At 68.4% G+C, this 16,397-nt stretch carries 16 protein-coding genes; 14 read left to right on the top strand and 2 right to left on the bottom strand.

Going from position 1 to position 16,397, the window contains the following annotated elements; all coding sequences use genetic code 11:
- Position 1: 1 nt before the first annotated feature.
- Positions 2-1,120, top strand: a complete 1,119-nt coding sequence (gene zapE / locus ACIPRI_RS23030) for a cell division protein ZapE (RefSeq protein WP_446623815.1) — start codon at positions 2-4, stop codon at positions 1,118-1,120.
- Positions 1,117-1,764: a hypothetical protein gene (locus tag ACIPRI_RS23025; protein ID WP_446623814.1), complete on the top strand. Its 648-nt coding sequence runs from the start codon at positions 1,117-1,119 to the stop codon at positions 1,762-1,764. The genes zapE and ACIPRI_RS23025 overlap by 4 nt, the downstream gene beginning before the upstream one ends.
- 11 nt (positions 1,765-1,775) lie before the next feature.
- On the opposite strand, the gene ACIPRI_RS23020 is transcribed toward ACIPRI_RS23025, so the two are convergent.
- Positions 1,776-2,558 (bottom strand): PP2C family protein-serine/threonine phosphatase, encoded by a 783-nt coding sequence (locus tag ACIPRI_RS23020; protein ID WP_446623813.1) that lies wholly within the window; start codon positions 2,556-2,558, stop codon positions 1,776-1,778.
- A gap of 115 nt (positions 2,559-2,673) precedes the next feature.
- On the opposite strand from ACIPRI_RS23020, the gene ACIPRI_RS23015 reads away from it, so the two are divergent.
- Entirely contained in the window at positions 2,674-2,877 is a 204-nt protein-coding gene (locus tag ACIPRI_RS23015; protein ID WP_446623812.1) for a DUF465 domain-containing protein, read from the top strand.
- 2 nt (positions 2,878-2,879) lie between these two features.
- Positions 2,880-4,877 (top strand): ATP-dependent DNA helicase, encoded by a 1,998-nt coding sequence (locus ACIPRI_RS23010; RefSeq protein WP_446623861.1) that lies wholly within the window; start codon positions 2,880-2,882, stop codon positions 4,875-4,877.
- A 127-nt stretch (positions 4,878-5,004) separates the two neighbouring features.
- On the opposite strand, the gene ACIPRI_RS23005 is transcribed toward ACIPRI_RS23010, so the two are convergent.
- A complete protein-coding gene (locus ACIPRI_RS23005) occupies positions 5,005-5,814 on the bottom strand; it encodes an outer membrane protein assembly factor BamD (protein ID WP_446623811.1) in 810 nt (269 codons plus the stop codon).
- Between the two features lie 23 nt (positions 5,815-5,837).
- Between ACIPRI_RS23005 and ACIPRI_RS23000 the strand changes: the two genes are divergently transcribed.
- From ACIPRI_RS23000 to ACIPRI_RS22955, 10 genes are all read left to right on the top strand, one after another.
- The gene (locus ACIPRI_RS23000; protein ID WP_446623860.1) at positions 5,838-6,845 is read left to right on the top strand and encodes an RluA family pseudouridine synthase; all 1,008 of its coding nucleotides are present in this window, start codon (positions 5,838-5,840) and stop codon (positions 6,843-6,845) included.
- Between the two features lie 129 nt (positions 6,846-6,974).
- On the top strand, positions 6,975-7,745 hold the full coding sequence (scpB, locus tag ACIPRI_RS22995) for an SMC-Scp complex subunit ScpB (RefSeq protein ID WP_446623810.1): 771 nt from the start codon (positions 6,975-6,977) through the stop codon (positions 7,743-7,745).
- Entirely contained in the window at positions 7,742-9,463 is a 1,722-nt protein-coding gene (locus tag ACIPRI_RS22990) for a pseudouridine synthase (protein ID WP_446623809.1), read from the top strand. Before scpB ends, ACIPRI_RS22990 begins: the two co-directional genes overlap by 4 nt.
- Before the next feature lie 156 nt (positions 9,464-9,619).
- The gene (ndk, locus tag ACIPRI_RS22985) at positions 9,620-10,045 is read left to right on the top strand and encodes a nucleoside-diphosphate kinase (RefSeq protein WP_446623808.1); all 426 of its coding nucleotides are present in this window, start codon (positions 9,620-9,622) and stop codon (positions 10,043-10,045) included.
- A 21-nt stretch (positions 10,046-10,066) separates the two neighbouring features.
- Complete coding sequence (gene rlmN / locus ACIPRI_RS22980) at positions 10,067-11,251, top strand: 23S rRNA (adenine(2503)-C(2))-methyltransferase RlmN (RefSeq protein WP_446623807.1); 1,185 nt, start codon at positions 10,067-10,069, stop codon at positions 11,249-11,251.
- Positions 11,252-11,255: 4 nt separating this feature from the next.
- Positions 11,256-12,092, top strand: a complete 837-nt coding sequence (gene pilW / locus ACIPRI_RS22975; protein WP_446623806.1) for a type IV pilus biogenesis/stability protein PilW — start codon at positions 11,256-11,258, stop codon at positions 12,090-12,092.
- Positions 12,085-13,026 carry a helix-turn-helix domain-containing protein gene (locus ACIPRI_RS22970; RefSeq protein ID WP_446623805.1) on the top strand — a complete coding sequence of 314 codons (942 nt, stop codon included), beginning with the start codon at positions 12,085-12,087 and terminating at the stop codon, positions 13,024-13,026. Before pilW ends, ACIPRI_RS22970 begins: the two co-directional genes overlap by 8 nt.
- On the top strand, positions 13,023-14,321 hold the full coding sequence (gene ispG / locus ACIPRI_RS22965) for a flavodoxin-dependent (E)-4-hydroxy-3-methylbut-2-enyl-diphosphate synthase (protein ID WP_446623804.1): 1,299 nt from the start codon (positions 13,023-13,025) through the stop codon (positions 14,319-14,321). The genes ACIPRI_RS22970 and ispG overlap by 4 nt, the downstream gene beginning before the upstream one ends.
- Before the next feature lie 111 nt (positions 14,322-14,432).
- On the top strand, positions 14,433-15,713 hold the full coding sequence (gene hisS / locus ACIPRI_RS22960) for a histidine--tRNA ligase (protein ID WP_446623859.1): 1,281 nt from the start codon (positions 14,433-14,435) through the stop codon (positions 15,711-15,713).
- 6 nt (positions 15,714-15,719) lie between these two features.
- Positions 15,720-16,394, top strand: coding sequence for a YfgM family protein (locus ACIPRI_RS22955; protein WP_446623803.1), 675 nt, complete (start codon positions 15,720-15,722; stop codon positions 16,392-16,394).
- Positions 16,395-16,397 lie beyond the last annotated feature (3 nt).

The raw sequence follows: 16,397 nt of genomic DNA, 5'->3' as shown, positions 1-16,397 counted from the left end.
CGTGAACGACGTCAGCGCACCTTCGGTGCGCTCCGTCTACGAGGCGGAGCTGAAGGCGCGGGGTTTCCAGAGCGACCCCGCGCAGCTGCGCGCCATCGACGCGCTGGAGCGCTGTTGCCAGGACTGGGTCGCCTACAAGGCCCAGCGCTCCAACGCCTTCAAGAAGCTGATCAACCGGCCGGATATTCCGCGCGGCGTCTACATGTACGGCGGGGTGGGGCGCGGCAAAAGCTTCCTGATGGATTGCTTCTACACGGCCGTGCCGCTGCACCGCAAGACGCGCCTGCACTTTCACGAGTTCATGCGCGAGGTGCACCGCGAGTTGGCCGATCTGCAGGGCACCGTCAATCCGCTGGACGAGTTGGGCCGGCGCATGGCCAAGCGCTACCGGCTGATCTGCTTCGACGAGTTCCATGTCGCCGACATCACCGACGCGATGATCCTGCACCGCCTGCTGGTGGCGCTGTTCGACAACGGAGTGGGCTTTGTCACCACCTCCAACTTCAAGCCGGACGGGCTGTACCCGAACGGCCTGCACCGGGACCGCATCCTGCCGGCCATCCAACTCCTCAACGAGCGGATGGAGGTGATCAACGTCGACAACGGCACCGACTATCGGCGCCGCACGCTGGAGACGGTGCGCCTGTACCTGACGCCCAATGGCGCCGAGGCCGATCACGAGATGCGCGAGGCCTTCCACCGCCTGGCCGAAACGCATGCCGACGAAGACCCGGTGCTGCACATCGAAGCGCGCGAGATCCGCGCGCGGCGCAAGGCCGGCGGCGTGGTCTGGTTCGACTTCAAGACCTTGTGCGGCGGCCCGCGCTCGCAGAACGACTACCTGGAAATTGCCAGCCAGTTCCACACCGTGCTGCTGTCGGACGTGCCGTACATGCCGGTGCGGATGGCTTCGGAAGCCCGCCGCTTCACATGGTTGGTGGACGTGCTGTACGACAGGCGTGTCAAACTCATCATGTCGGCAGCGGTGCCGCCTGAGGCGTTGTACACCGAAGGCCCGCTGGTCCACGAGTTTCCCCGCACCGTCTCGCGCTTGCACGAGATGCAGTCGGCGGAGTTCCTGGCCCTGGAGCCACGGTCGGTCGATACCCGCATCACATGAAGACAAGGCGTTTCCTTCCTTTTTTCCTCCTCGCAGCCCTGGCCTTGCCGGCCGCGGCGCAGGCGCCGTCGGCCCAGGCTGATGCGGAGGCCGAGAAGACCCGCATCGCGGGCGAGCGCAAGGCCATCGATGAGCGCTACGGGCAGGAGCGCGCGGTCTGCCATCAGAAGTTCGCGGTGCAAGACTGCCTGACCGATGCCCGGCGCCGCCGGCGCGTGCAGGTCGAGGACCTGAACCGGCAGGAAGCCATCCTTAACGATGCGGAGCGCAAGCGCCGCGCCGCCGCCGCTCTCGAAAGGCTGGATCAGAAGGCCAGTCCCGCGTCGGCTGCCGAAGACGCTGCCAACCGCGAGCGGGCCCAGCAGTCGCAGCAAAACCGCGAACAGCGAGCCGCCGAACGTGCCGCCGACCGTCAGGCCAGGGACGCACAGGCCGCCGCCAACCGCCGCGCCTACGAGGAAAAGCAGCGTGCGCACGCCCAGGAGCAGGCCAAGACAGCCGAACGGCGCTCGCAGGAGCAGATCGAGCGCGAGCGCTACGAGGCCAAGCTGAAGCAGGCCGAGCAGGAGCGGGCCGAACTGGAAGCGCGCAACGCCAAGCGCACCAAGCCGCGGTCGCCGCCGCTGCCGACGCCCGCGCCCTGAGCTTCAGTCAGTCAAATCTCAGGCGCGCTGCCCTTTGGCAGCGGCTCGAGCTTGAGGATGGCCAGCGAGATGTTGTCGCCGGTGCCACGGGCGCGCACACGCGCCTCGTCGATCAAGAGTTCGACCGATTCGCGCGGTGTTCTCTCGGCGATCAGCGCGCCCATCTCTTCCGGGGTGAAGTAGTGCCAGAGGCCGTCGCTGCAGGCCAGCAGCGCGTCGCCCGGGCCCAGTTCGGGAATGACGTGCGTGTCGATCGGCGGCGGCTGATTGGCCATGCCCAGGCAGCCGAGCAGGATGTTGGACTGTGGATGCTCTTCCATCTCGTCCTCGTTGATCTCGCCGCGGTCGTGCAGGGCCTGCACATAGGAGTGGTCGCGCGTGCGCTTGACCAGGCGGCCCTTGCGGAACTGGTAGATGCGCGAATCGCCCACGTGGATCCACGTGCATTCGCCACGCGGATTCATGATGAAGGCCGCCACCGTGCTGTGCGGTTCCTGCTCGGCCGACAGGGCCGTGAGCTTGATCACCGTGTGGGAGTCTTCCACCAGCTGCTTGAGCAGCAGTGGGGCGCTGTCGGTGTCGGGCGAGTACTTGGCGAACAGCTGGCGCGCCGTCATCAGCACCTGGTCGGAGGCCTTGCGGCCGCCGCTGCGCCCCCCCATGCCGTCGGCCACCACGGCCATCACGCAACCCTGGATGCGGGGATGGCCAAGCATCAGGACCTGGTCCTGCTGGTAGGGTCGATCGCCGCGGTGAAGCCCGCTGGCGGCAGCTAGTCGAAAGCCTTGTGTCATCGGTGCAGCGGGCGCCGGTGGCGCGCAGTGCCTTTCCTTCTTGCTTCGGGGGTGATTGGACTATTATCAAGCGAACAGGGTCCGCGTCCCATCGTAGTGTGCGCGCGGCGCAACTTTGGACTCCAATCTCCACTCCCTTTCCCGCCAGCTGATCGAGTTCCGCATGGAACATGCGGACCTGGACGCCACCATCGATCGCCTGGCCGAGGCCGTTCCGCTCGACGAGCTGCTGCTGCGGCGCCTGAAGAAGCGCCGCCTGGCTTTGCGCGACCAGATCGCGCGGCTCGAGCGCGAACTCGACCCGCAAGAGCCCGCTTGATGATGCAACTCGAAGAACGGGTGCGCGAGGTTTTCGCGCAGGGAGGCGCACTGTCGCGAGCCGCCGAGCAATTCCTCGAGCGCGAGGGCCAGACCCGCATGGCGCTGGCGGTGGCGCAGGCGATCGAGGAGGGCGGCGCGCTGGTGGTGGAGGCCGGCACCGGCGTCGGCAAGACCTTCTCCTACCTGGTGCCCGCCCTTCTGAGCGGTGAGCGCGTGCTGCTGTCCACTGCCACCAAGACACTGCAGGACCAGCTCTTCGGACGCGACCTGCCACGCCTGATCGAGGCGCTGGGCCTGCCGGTGCGCAGCGCCCTGCTCAAGGGCCGTGCCAGCTACCTGTGCCTGCACCGGCTGGAGCTGGCCCAGCGCGATGCCTCGCCCGAGCGGGCCTCGCAGCGCACCCTGGCCAAGATCGAGCAATGGTCCAAGGCCACTCGGACTGGCGATCTGGCGGAACTGCCGGGCCTGGACGAGCGCTCGCCGGTGATTCCGCTGGTCACCTCCACCCGGGAGAACTGCCTGGGCGCGCAGTGCCCGCAGTTTCGCGCCTGCCACGTCAACCTGGCGCGGCGCGAGGCGCTGGCGGCGGACGTGGTGGTGGTGAATCACCACCTGTTCTTTGCCGACCTGGCGGTGCGCGAATCCGGCATGGCCGAGTTGCTGCCCTCGGTGCGGGTGGTGGTGTTCGACGAGGCGCATCAGCTCAACGAGACCGGTGTGCAGTTCCTGGGCGTGCAACTGGGCAGCGCCCAGGCGCTGGACTTCTCGCGCGACCTGCTGGCCGCCGGCCTTTTGCATGCGCGCGGGCTGGTCGACTGGCAGCAACTGGCGGCTCGCGTCGAGCGCGCCGCGCGCGAGCTGCGCCTGGCGGTCGGCAAGCAATGGGCCGGCACCAAGCTGCGCTGGACCGAGGCCGCGCCGGAAGGCATCCCCGAGCAGCTCTGGCAGGGCGCACTCGACGAGATGCAGGATGCCTTCGAGCAGGCCGCCGAAGGCCTGGACATGGTTACTGAACTCTCGCCCGACTTCGTGCGCCTGCACGAGCGCGCCGCCGAGCTGGCGCGGCGCAGCGCGCGCTTTGCCCAGCCCTGCGCCGGCGGGTCGGTGCGCTGGGTTGACGTGGGCAATCAGCTGCGGCTGGTGGAGTCGCCGCTGGACATTGCACAGGCCGTGAAGAGCCGCATGCTCAAGGAGGATTCCGAAGACCCCGAGGCGCAGGGCCGCAGCTGGATCTTCACCTCCGCCACCCTGGGCGACGAGCCGCAGCTGCGCTGGTTCACCGAGCCTTGCGGGCTGGAAGCAGCCAATGTGCTGCGCGTCTCCAGCCCCTTCGACTATCCGCAGCAGGCGGCCCTGTACGTGCCGCGCAACTTTCCCAAGCCCAGCGACCCGGCGCACAGCGCGCAGGTGGCGCGGCTGGCGGGGCGCGGCGCCGCGCGGCTGGGCGGGCGCACCCTGGTGCTGACCACCACCTTGCGGGCCTTGCGCAGCATCGGCGACGACCTGCGCCGCCAGTTCGAGCAAGGAGATGCGGCGCAACAGCTGGAAGTGCTGGTGCAGGGCGAGTTGCCCAAGCGCGTGCTGATGGAGCGCTTTCGCGAAGGCGGCGCGCACGGCCGGCCGGGTTGCGTGCTGGTGGCATCGGCGTCCTTCTGGGAAGGTTTCGACGCGCCGGGTGAGGCCTTGCAGCTGGTGGTGATCGACAAGCTGCCCTTTCCTCCGCCCAACGACCCGCTGGTCGAAGCGCGCTCCAAGCGGCTCGAATCGCAGGGCCGCAGCGCCTTCAACGACTACTTTCTGCCGGAAGCGGCGGTGGCCCTCAAGCAGGGCGCCGGGCGGTTGATCCGGCGCGAGAGCGACCGCGGCGTGCTGGCAATCTGCGACACCCGCTTGACCGCCATGGGCTACGGCAAGCGCCTGCTGTCCGCCGTGCCCGGCATGCGCCGCCTCGACAGCGAAGCCGACTTCGACGCCGCGCTGGCAACCCTGCTGAGCTGAGATCTCGCTTCAGTATCAGCCCCACACCGCGGAACCGGCTTTGCCGGGCCGCAGATGAGGTCCCCTCCTCGGGAGGTGGCGAATTACACGCAGCGAAGCGAAGTGAAAAGCCGGGAGGCCCCAGTAATCACCAGAGCTTCCACCAAGGGTCGTCCTTGGCGCGGAAGCCCTGGGTGAGATAGCTGCTTTGCGGATAGTTGGTGGTGAGCACGCGCTGGGCGTCGTCGCGCAGCTGCGTCATGCCCAGGGCGTCGTAGGAACGCACCATGATGTAGAGCGCTTCCTCGATGGCAGGCACTTCACGGTAGTCCGCGATCGCCAGCTGTGCCCGGTTGATGGCCGCCAGGTAGGCGCCGCGCGAGTAGTAGTAGCGCGCCACATGCACTTCGTACTGCGCCAGCGAATTGACGATGTAGTTCATGCGCGCACGCGCATCGGGCGTGTAGCGCGAGCCGGGAAAGCGCGTCACCAGCTCCTTGAAGGACTCGAAGGATTCCTTGGCCGCCTTCTGGTCGCGCTCCGACAGGTCTTGCCGGGTGAACGACGAGAACATGCCCAGGTCGTCGTTGAAGTTGATGATGCCGCGCATGTACAGCGCGTAGTCCAGTGCCGGGCTGGCCGGGTGCAGCTTCATGAAGCGGTCGAGCGTGGCGACGGCGGCGGCCCGGTCGCCAGCCTTGTACTGCGCATAGGCCTTCTCGAGCTGCGCCTGCTGTGCCAGCGGCGTGCCGGCGGCGCGGCCCTCGAGCTTCTCGTACAGGGGGACGGCCTTGTCGAAGGCGCCGGAATCCGCTTCGTCCTTGGCTTCGGAGTAAATGCGGTTGGGGCTCCAGTTGGCCGTCTTGTCGACGTTGTCGCTCGCGCATCCGGCCATCAGTGCCGCCGTCGCGGCCAACGCGATCCAGCGGGGGACAGCCGATAATTTGGTGCGAAACATCACTAGAAGCTTTCGTGAAACAGGTGCCCTTAATTATATCGACCGACCCTTTGGACGAAGGCGCAGACGGATGGCCCCAGGGCGATCCCGAGCAGGCCAGCGAAATCCGCGAGTTCACCATTCCTGTGGCGCACCACAAGGACCGGCTGGACCGCGCGCTGGCCGAACTGATTCCCGAGTTCTCGCGCAACTACCTGCGCCAGCTGATCGAGGCCGGCGCCGTGCAGCTGAAAGGACGCGTGCTGACCAAGCCTTCGGCCAGCGTGCAGGCGGGCGAGACCGGGCAGATCGAGTTGCGGCCGACGCCGCAAAGCCAGGCCTTCAAGCCCGAGCCCATGGCCTTGCGCGTGGTGCACGAGGATGCGCATCTGCGCGTGATCGACAAGCCGGTCGGCCTGGTGGTCCATCCGGCGCCGGGCCACTGGAGCGGTACGCTGCTCAATGGCCTCTTGGCGCTCGATCCGCAGGCCGCCCATCTGCCCCGTGCCGGCATCGTGCACCGGCTCGACCGGGACACCAGCGGCCTGATGGTGGTGGCGCGCACGCGCGCCGCCATGGACGCGCTGGTGACGATGATCGGCGCGCGCGAAGTCACCCGCCAGTACCTGGCGCTGGCGCACCGGGCCTGGCAGGGCGCCGGCGCGCGCCATGTGGATGCGCCGATCGGGCGCGATCCGCGCAACCGGCTGCGCATGGCGGTGGTCGACCTGGCTCGCCATGCGGGCAAGCCGGCGCGCACCTTGGTCGAGCGCCTGGACAGCAGTGACGAAGGCTGCGTGGTGCGTTGCACCCTGGAGACCGGGCGCACGCACCAGATCCGCGTGCACATGGCGTCCATCGGCCATCCGCTGGTGGGCGACGCGCTGTACGGCGGCGCGGCCTCGGCCGAGCTGAGCCGCCAGGCGCTGCATGCCTTCCGCCTGGCCTTTGCCCATCCGATGACCGGCGAGCCGCTGGCCCTCGTCTCGCCGCCGCCGGCCGATCTGGTGGCGGGCTTGCGCGCCTGGGGCCTGGACTACAATCGCGCGTGATGGCCCGCTGGGCCTCGCCGGTCCTTGCAAGCCGGCCCCGCGTTGCTCCTGCCCAGGTGCCGGCAACGCCTTCCTCGACCTTCCAAATCTGAACGCGCCTCCCGGCGCTTATTCCGGATCACGCGAACCATGAATACCGCGGATGCCAAGCGCATTCTCGAAACCGCCTTGATCTGTTCGGCCCAGCCGCTGCCGGTGCGCGAGCTGCGCGTGCTGTTTGACGATGAGCTTGGCGCCGACACCATCAAGACCTTGCTGAGCGAACTGCAGGACGAATGGACGCAGCGCGGGCTGGAACTGGTCAACGTGGCCAGCGGCTGGCGCTTCCAGAGCCGTCCGGACATGCGCGACCACCTGGACCGGATGCACCCCGAGAAGCCGCCGCGCTACACCCGCGCCGCGCTCGAGACCCTGGCCATCATTGCCTACCGCCAGCCGGTGACGCGCGGCGACATGGAAGACATTCGCGGCGTCACCATCAACTCGCAGATCCTCAAGCAGCTCGAAGACCGCAGCTGGGTCGAGGTGATCGGGCATCGCGAGACGGTGGGGCGGCCGGCCCTCTACGCCACCACCAAGCAGTTTCTCGACGACCTGGGCCTGGAGTCGCTCGACCAGTTGCCGCTGATCGAATCGCCGGCGCAGCAGGGCGCCTTTGTCGACGCCCTGGCCGGCGCGGCGGATGCCGCGGTCAAGCAGGGCACGCTGCCGATCGAGGAAGCGGCGCCCGATGCGGCAGTGCCCCCCGCTGAAGAAGAAGCCCCTGCAACCGACCTGCCCACCGACGCCGTGGCCTCGAACGACCCTGCCTCGAACGACCCGGCCTTGGCCGAGCGCGCGGACGAGCAAGAAGAAGACGACGACACACCGGGCATTGCGCCCTCCGGAATTCCATCATGACCCCTGAAGATCCCGTCGTTCCCATGCCGACCCTCGAGCCCAAGGGCGCAGAGGATTCGAGCGGCGCACCCGCCGCGCCTGCCGTGCAAGGCGAGCAGGGCGCCGCGCCCAAGCGCCGCCCGCGCCCGCGCAAGCCCAAGCCGGTCGACGCCGAGGCAACGCCGTCCGCCGATGCGCAAGAGGCCGCTGATGCCAAGGAAGGCGCCGATGCGCCGGAGGAAGCCGATCGGCCGGTGCCGCCCCAGGCCGGCGCGCCATTGCCCGTGCCGGTGACGGCGCCGCCCGTGGCGCAGCACGACGACGAAGACGACGAGGTGGACGAAGACGATCTGGACGAGGAAGAGGACGACCTGGACCGCGCTCGCCGCGCCGCCGATCGCGAAGCCCGCAACGCGCCGCCGACCGAGCCGATCCGTTTTTCCGACGTGGTGTCGGGCCAGTTCGACGCCGACGAGGACAGCCCCGAGGTCGCGCCGCTCAAGCGCGTGCTGCTGCCGGAGGCCGATTCGCCCAAGCTGCACAAGGTGCTGGCCCAGGCCGGCCTGGGCTCGCGCCTGGAGATGGAGCAGCTCATCCTGCAGGGGCGCATTTCGGTCAACAACGAGCCGGCCCACATCGGCCAGCGCATCCAGTACGGCGACCAGGTCAAGATCAACGGCAAGCCGATCCGCTACCGCATCGCGCCGCCGGCGGCGCGCGTGATCGCCTATCACAAGCCGGCTGGCGAAGTCGTCACCCACGACGATCCGCAGAACCGGCCCACGGTGTTTCGCAAGCTCCCGCGCCTGCAGCAAGGCAAGTGGCAGTCGGTGGGACGGCTCGACCTGAACACCGAAGGCCTGCTGCTGTTCACCAGTTCGGGCGAGCTGGCCAACAAGCTGATGCATCCGCGCTTTGGCCTGGAGCGCGAATACGCCGTGCGCGTGCTCGGCGCCCTGAGCAACGAGGAAAAGAAGCAGTTGCTGGAAGGCGTGCGGCTGGAAGACGGCATGGCCCGCTTCGGCAGCATCGAAGAAGGCGGCGGCGAAGGCTCCAACTGCTGGTACCGCGTCACCATCTCGGAAGGGCGCAACCGCGAGGTGCGGCGCATGTGCGAGGCGGTGGGCCATGCCGTCAGCCGGCTGATCCGCATCCGCTATGGCGCCATGGTGCTGCCGCGCGGCCTCAAGCGCGGTGCCTGGATGGAGCTGGACGAGCGCGACATCCGCGCCCTGACCCAGGCCGTCGGGGGCATGGCCGAGCGTCCGCAGCAGCAGCAGCATCAGCGCGGCGGCGAGCAGGATGGCGGTCGCGGCAAGCGCAACAACAACAAGCGCCGCCGCGGCGGCCAGGGCGGCGGCAACAACGGCCAGCGCGCCGAGGGCGGCGCGCCCATGCCCAACCCGATGGGCGGTGGCGAGGGGCAGCGCGGCCGCGGCGGCCGCAATCGCGGCCCGGGCGGCAACAACCCCGACGCCGGCCAGCGGCGCGGCAACAGCAGCGGGGGCGGCGAGGGCGGTGGCAACCGCGGCGATCGCCCGCAGGGCGGCGCCCAGCCCGATCCGATGAAGACCTCGCTGGGCTACATCGGCGCCGACAGCTTCTCGCGGCAGCGCCGCGAAGGGCGCGGTGGTGGCGGTGGCGGTAGTGGTGGTGGCGGCGGCGGCGGCGGCGGTGCACGCCGCAGCGGCGGTGGTTCCGGCGGTGGTGGCCAAGGCGGCCGGCGCCGCGGCCGCTGAAGCCGGCGCGCACAACAAATACCCCTGCACTTCGCCCCTGTCCTCTGGGCGGGGGCGCGGCCCGGTTAAAATAAAAGGCTTTGTCAAGGCGGGACTGCCGCAGGCGCCCGTCTTGACGAAATATCTCCAAAATCAACGCTCAGGAAGCATTTCCAAATGGCTATCGAACGCACCCTCTCCATCATCAAGCCCGACGCCGTCGCCAAGAACGTCATCGGCAAGATCGTTTCCCGCTTCGAAGCTGCCGGTCTGAAGATCGTTGCCGCCAAGCTGATCCACCTGTCGCGCGCCGAAGCCGAGCAGTTCTACGCCGTGCACAAGGAGCGTCCTTTCTTCAAGGATCTGGTCGACTTCATGATCTCCGGTCCGGTGTTCGTGCAAGCGCTGGAAGGCGAGAACGCCATCGCCAAGAATCGCGACCTGATGGGCGCCACCGACCCCAAGAAGGCAGCGGCCGGCACCATCCGCGCCGACTTCGCCGACAGCATCGACGCCAATGCCGTGCACGGCTCGGACGCCGCGGAAACGGCCGCCGTCGAAATCGGTTTCTTCTTTGCGGGCCACAACGTCTACGCACGTTGAGCCTCGCCCGCCCCTGACGCAATGACGACGGCCAACCTGCTCGATTTCGATCTGGAGGGGTTGGCCGCGTTCTGCGAACGGCTCGGTGAAAAGCGCTTTCGCGCGACGCAACTCTTCCGCTGGGTCCACCAGCGCGGGGAGAGCGACTTCACCCGCATGACCGACCTGGCGAAGTCCCTGCGCGAGAAGCTCGCCACCGCGGCGCACGTCGAGGCGCTGCCGGTACTCACCCAGAACGAATCCGCCGACGGCACCATCAAGTGGCTGTTCGACGTGGGCGACGGCAACGCCGTCGAGGCGGTGTTCATCCCCGAGGATGACCGCGGCACCTTGTGCGTGTCTTCGCAGGCCGGCTGCGCCGTGGGCTGCCGCTTCTGCTCCACCGGCCACCAGGGCTTCAGCCGCAACCTCTCCACCGGCGAGATCGTTGCCCAGCTCTGGTTTGCCGAACATTTCCTGCGCAAGCACCTGAAACGCGACGAACGCGTCATCTCCAACGTGGTGATGATGGGCATGGGCGAGCCGCTGCAGAACTATTCGGCGCTGGTGCCGGCGCTGCGCACCTTCCTGGACGACAACGCCTACGGCCTCTCGCGCCGCCGCGTGACCGTATCCACCTCCGGCGTGGTGCCGATGATGGACCGCCTGGGCGCCGATTGCCCGGTGGCATTGGCGGTGTCGCTGCATGCGCCCAACGATCCGTTGCGCGACGACCTGGTGCCGCTCAACCGCAAGTACCCCATCGCCGAGCTGCTGGACGCCTGCAAGCGCTACCTGGCCCATGCGCCGCGCGACTTCATCACCTTCGAGTACTGCATGCTCGACGGCGTGAACGACACGCCCGAGCACGCCCGGCAACTGGTGGCGCTGGTGAAGAAGCACGCAGGGCAGGGCGTGTCCTGCAAGTTCAACCTGATTCCCTTCAACCCCTTCCCGGCCTCCGGCCTGCTGCGCTCGCCGCAGCCGCGCGTGGCGGCCTTTGCCAAGGTGCTGGCCGACGCCGGCGTGATCACCACGGTGCGCAAGACCCGCGGCGACGACATCGACGCCGCCTGCGGCCAACTGGCTGGCGACGTGAAGGACCGCACCCGCGCCGCTGAGCGGATGGCGCAGCGCCGCGTGGTGGCCGATGCCGCCTTGCGCCCCATCGTCATGCATCCGGCCCGCAAGAAGGCCGGTTCCCTTTCCGACCCCCAGGAGCGCTGATCCGATGAGCTTTGCCCTTCCGATTTCACGCCATGCCGCGTGCCGCCTGCTTTTGACAGCGATCGCCGGCGTGATGCTGGCAGCCTGTGCCGGCAACAAGAGCCTCGGCTCCAGTGCCCCTGCCGCGCGGACGGAATCGGAAATCATCACCGACTCGGACGAAACCCCTGGCCGCAAGCGCGCGCGCCTTCGCCTCGAGCTGGCCATGGGCTACTTCGAGCAGGGCAAGACCACGGTGGCGCTCGATGAGATCAAGCAGGCCCTGTCGGCCGACCCCAACTTCTCGGATGCCTACAACCTGCGCGGCCTGGTCTACATGCGCCTGGACGATCCCGGCCTGGCCGAGGACAGCTTCCGGCGTGCCATTTCGCTGAACCCGCGCGACGCCAACGCCATGCACAACTATGGCTGGCTGCTGTGCCAGCAGAAGCGCTACGCCGATGCGGTGCAGCAGTTCGGCCGTGCGCTCGAGGCGCCTGGCTATGGCGACCGCGCCAAGACCCTCATGACCCAGGGCGTGTGCCAGATGCAGGCCGGCCAGAAGGCCGAGGCCGAGCGCAGCCTGACCCAGGCCTACGAGCTGGATGCCGCCAACCCGATCACCGGCTACAACCTGGCCCTTTTGTTGTCGCAGCGCCAGGAGTGGACCCGGGCCCAGTTCTACATCCGCCGCGTCAACAACACGCAGGCCGCCAATGCCGAAACGCTTTGGCTGGGGGTGAAGGTGGAGCGCCAGCTCAACAATCGCGATGCCGTCACCTCGTTGGGCGGGCAGCTGCAGCGTCGCTTCCCCCAATCGAAGGAAGCCCTGGCCTACGAGCGCGGAAATTTCAATGATTGAGCGGGCGAGCGAATTTGGCGCGTCGGCGGCGGTGCCGCTGGTCAGCGGGGACAGCACCCACCAGAGCGCGGGCGACATGCTGCGCCAGGCGCGCGAGGCGCACGGCCTTGACGTGGCCGTGGTCGCCGCGGCGCTGAAGGTGCCGCTGCAGAAGATCGAGGCGCTGGAGGCCGACGACATCGACGCCTTGCCTGACCCCGTCTTTGCCCGCGCTCTGGCCGCCAGCATGTGCCGCGCGCTGCGCGTCGACCCCAGGCCGGTGCTGGCCAAGCTGCCGGACGCGCGCAGCGCTGCCCTGCATACGCAGCCGGCCATGAGCCAGGGCTTCCATACCGACATTCAACGCACTTCCAATAGCGCTCTGGGATCCCGGCCGCTGCTGATCGTGGTGGGCCTGCTGCTGGCCGGCGCCGCGGCCTTGGTCTGGCTGCCGCAAAGCTGGCTGGACCAGCTGTCGGCTTCGGTCGATCGCGTTGTGGCGCGCGACACCGAAGGCGCGGCCAAGCCGCAGGCGGATGCGCCCGCGGCCGCCGGCGCAGTCGATAGCGCACCCGCCACGGTTGCCGAACCGGTGCAGGCCCAGACGCCGATGGCGCCCGCTGCGCCAGTGGCGATCGCGCCGGCCGCCAGCACGGCGCCCGAGGCCGCGACGCCCGCATCCGCTGCGCCTGGCGCGGCAACGCCCAGTGCCGGCCAGTTGATCGTCTTCAAGGTACGCGACGAATCCTGGATCTCGGTGACCGAGGCCGGCGGCAAGCAGCTGGTGCACCGCACCGTGCCAGCCGGCGAGACGGTGGCACTGGACGGCAAAGCGCCGCTGTCGGTGGTGGTCGGCCGCGCCTCCGGCGTCGATGTGCAGGTGCGCGGCAAGGCTTTCGACCTGGCGCCGCTCACGCGCGGCGGCAGCGTGGCACGCTTCGAGGTCAAGCCATGACGCAAGACAGCCTGAAACCGAGCATCTGCCTGCCCATCGAGGCGGCAGCGCCGCGTCCGCGCCGCTCGCGTCAGGCGCAGGTGGCCTGGGGACCGCGCATCGTGACCGTGGGCGGCGACGCGCCGGTGCGCATCCAGTCCATGACCAACACCGACACGGTGGATGCCATCGGCACCGCCATCCAGGTGAAGGAACTGGCCGCGGCCGGGTCCGAGATGGTGCGCATCACCGTCAACACGCCCGAGGCCGCGCGGCAGGTGCCCTACATCCGCGAGCAGCTCGACCGCATGGGTGTCGACGTGCCGCTGATCGGCGACTTCCACTACAACGGGCATCGGCTGCTGACCGACGACCCGGCCTGTGCACAGGCACTGTCCAAGTACCGCATCAACCCAGGCAACGTGGGCAAGGGCGACAAGAAGGACAAGCAGTTCGGCCAGATGATCGAGGCCGCCGTGCGCTGGAACAAGCCCGTGCGCATCGGCGTCAACTGGGGCAGCCTCGACCAGGAGCTGCTGGCCAGCCTGATGGATGCCAACAGCCGCCGCGGCGAGCCCTGGGACGCCAAGCAGGTCATGTACGAGGCGCTGATCACCTCCGCCATCGAGTCGGCCAAGCTCGCCGAATCGATGGGCATGAATGGCGACCAGATCATCCTGAGCTGCAAGGTGAGCGGCGTGCAGGACCTGATCTCGGTCTACCGCGAGCTGGCGCGCCGCTGCGACTACCCGCTGCACCTGGGCCTGACCGAAGCCGGCATGGGCACCAAGGGCACCGTTGCTTCGGCCACGGCGCTGTCGATCCTCTTGCAAGAGGGCATCGGCGACACCATCCGCGTCTCGCTCACACCGCAGCCGGGCGAGTCGCGCACGCAAGAGGTGGTGATCGCCGCCGAGATCCTGCAGGCCCTGGGCCTGCGTGTGTTCGTGCCCAGCGTCACCGCCTGCCCCGGCTGCGGGCGCACCACCAGCACCACCTTCCAGGAACTGGCCAAGCAGATCGACGACTACCTGCGCATGCAGATGCCGGTCTGGCGCCAGAAGTACCCCGGCGTCGAGGCCATGAAGGTGGCCGTGATGGGCTGCATCGTCAACGGCCCCGGCGAAAGCAAGCACGCCGACATCGGCATCAGTCTGCCGGGCACCGGCGAGGCGCCGGCCGCCCCGGTATTCATCGACGGCGAGAAGGCGCTGACCCTGCGCGGCGAGAACATCGCCAACGAATTCCATGCGCTCGTCGAGCGCTATGTCGAACAGCGCTTCGGCAACAAGACCGAGGCCGTGGAAACGGCCTGATCCAAAAGAATGTCCCAGAACCAAGCTCCGGGCGCGCAGGCGCCCGTTTTTCCTTCGAAGCAGCCCAGGCCTTCCTCGCCCAAGTTCGAGAAGCTGTCGGCCGTCAAGGGCATGAACGACATCCTGCCGCCGGAATCGGCGCGCTGGGAATGGCTCGAATCGATCGTGCGCGAGCTGATGGCGCGCTACGCCTTTCGCAACATCCGCACGCCGATCCTGGAGCACACGCAGCTCTTCGTGCGCGGCATCGGCGAGGTGACCGACATCGTCGAGAAGGAGATGTATTCCTTCGAGGACCGCTCCGACAAGCACGGCCAGGCCGAGCATCTGACCATGCGCCCGGAAGGCACGGCCGCCGTGGTACGCGCGGTGATCGAGAACAACCTCTTGTATGACGGCGGCAAGCGCCTGTTCTACATGGGCCCGATGTTCCGCCGGGAGAAGCCGCAGCGCGGGCGCTACCGCCAGTTCCACCAGGTCGGCGTCGAGGCACTGGGCTTTGCCGGCCCCGAGACGGATGCCGAGGTGATCCTGCTGGCGGCCTCGCTGTGGAAGGCGATCGGCCTCACGGACGTGCGGCTCGAGCTCAACAGCCTGGGCCAGCCGGCCGAGCGCGCCCAGCACCGCGCCCAGCTGATTGCCCATTTCGAAAAACACGCCGACAAGCTCGACGAGGACGGTCGCCGCCGCCTGCACAGCAACCCGCTGCGCGTTCTCGACACCAAGAACCCGGCCATGCTGGAGGTGGTGGAGTCGGCGCCGCGCCTGCTGGACTTCCTGGGCGCGGAATCGCTGGCGCACTTCGACGGCCTGAAGGCCATCCTGGATGCCAATGGCGTCGCCTACAGCATCAACCCGCGCCTGGTGCGCGGGCTGGACTACTACAACCTGACGGTGTTCGAGTTCGTCACCGACCGCCTGGGTTCGCAGGGCACGGTGTGCGCCGGCGGTCGCTACGACGACCTGATCGTGCAGATCGGCGGCAAGCCGGCGCCGGCCGTCGGCTGGGCACTGGGGGTGGAGCGCGTGCTCGAACTCCTGAAAGAGCAGGGCGCCGAGGTGCCCGTGCCGGCGCCCCACGCCTATGCCGTGGTGCCCGATGCCGCCGCCATGCCGCTGGCCCTGCGCACCCTGCAGCAGCTGCGCGAGCTGGGCGTGCGGGTGCAGATGCACGCTTCTGGGCCCGATGGCCTGGGCAGCTTCAAGTCGCAGTTCAAGAAGGCCGACGCCAGCGGCGCCGCCTTTGCCCTGGTGTTCGGCGCGGATGAGCTGGCACGCGGCGAAGTCGGCCTCAAATCATTGCGCGACGGCAAGGGCGAGCAAATCGCCCGGCCGCTTGCGGAACTTGCCGCCCTGGCGAGCCACCTACAATCCCCCGCTCCCAAGGACTGACAGCGCATGGCTACCCATCTCGATCTCGAAGAACAGGAACAGCTCGACCAGCTGAAGCATTTCTGGAACACCTACGGCACCCTGATCACCACGGTGGTGGTGCTCGCGGCCCTGGCCTTCGCGGGCTGGAACGGCTGGCAGTACTACCAGCGCAACAAGGCCACCGCCGCCGCTGCCCTGTATGACGAACTGCAGCGCGGCGCAGAAGCCGGCGACACGGCCCGCGTCGAGCGCGCCCTGGCCGACATGAAGGACAAGTTCGGCAGCACCGCCTATGCGCAGCAGGCAGGCCTTTTGGCCGCCAAGACCCTGCACGACAAGGGCAACGCCGACGCATCCCGCGCCGCACTGACTTGGGTGGCTGAAAAGGCCGCGGATCCGGGCTATCAGGCCATCGCCCGGCTGCGATTGGCGGGCGAGCTGATGGACAGCAAGTCCTACGACGATGCCCTCAAGCAGCTGGCCGCCCCCGTGCCCAAGGAATTCGAGGCCCTGGTGGCCGACCGCAAGGGCGACATCTACCTGGCCCAGGGCAAGCGCGACGAGGCCAAGGCTGCCTACCAGCAGGCCTGGAGCGCCTTCGACGCCGGTTCCGAATACCGCCGCCTGGTGGAGGTCAAGCTGAACGCCGTCGGCGTCGATCCGCAGACGCTCAAGACCGCCGCGGCATCCGCCAAATAAGCC

The organism is Variovorax sp. LARHSF232 (genome assembly GCF_052871435.1).
The sequence above is the reverse complement of the archived record's forward strand: the minus strand, read 5'-3'. Positions and strand labels throughout refer to the sequence as shown.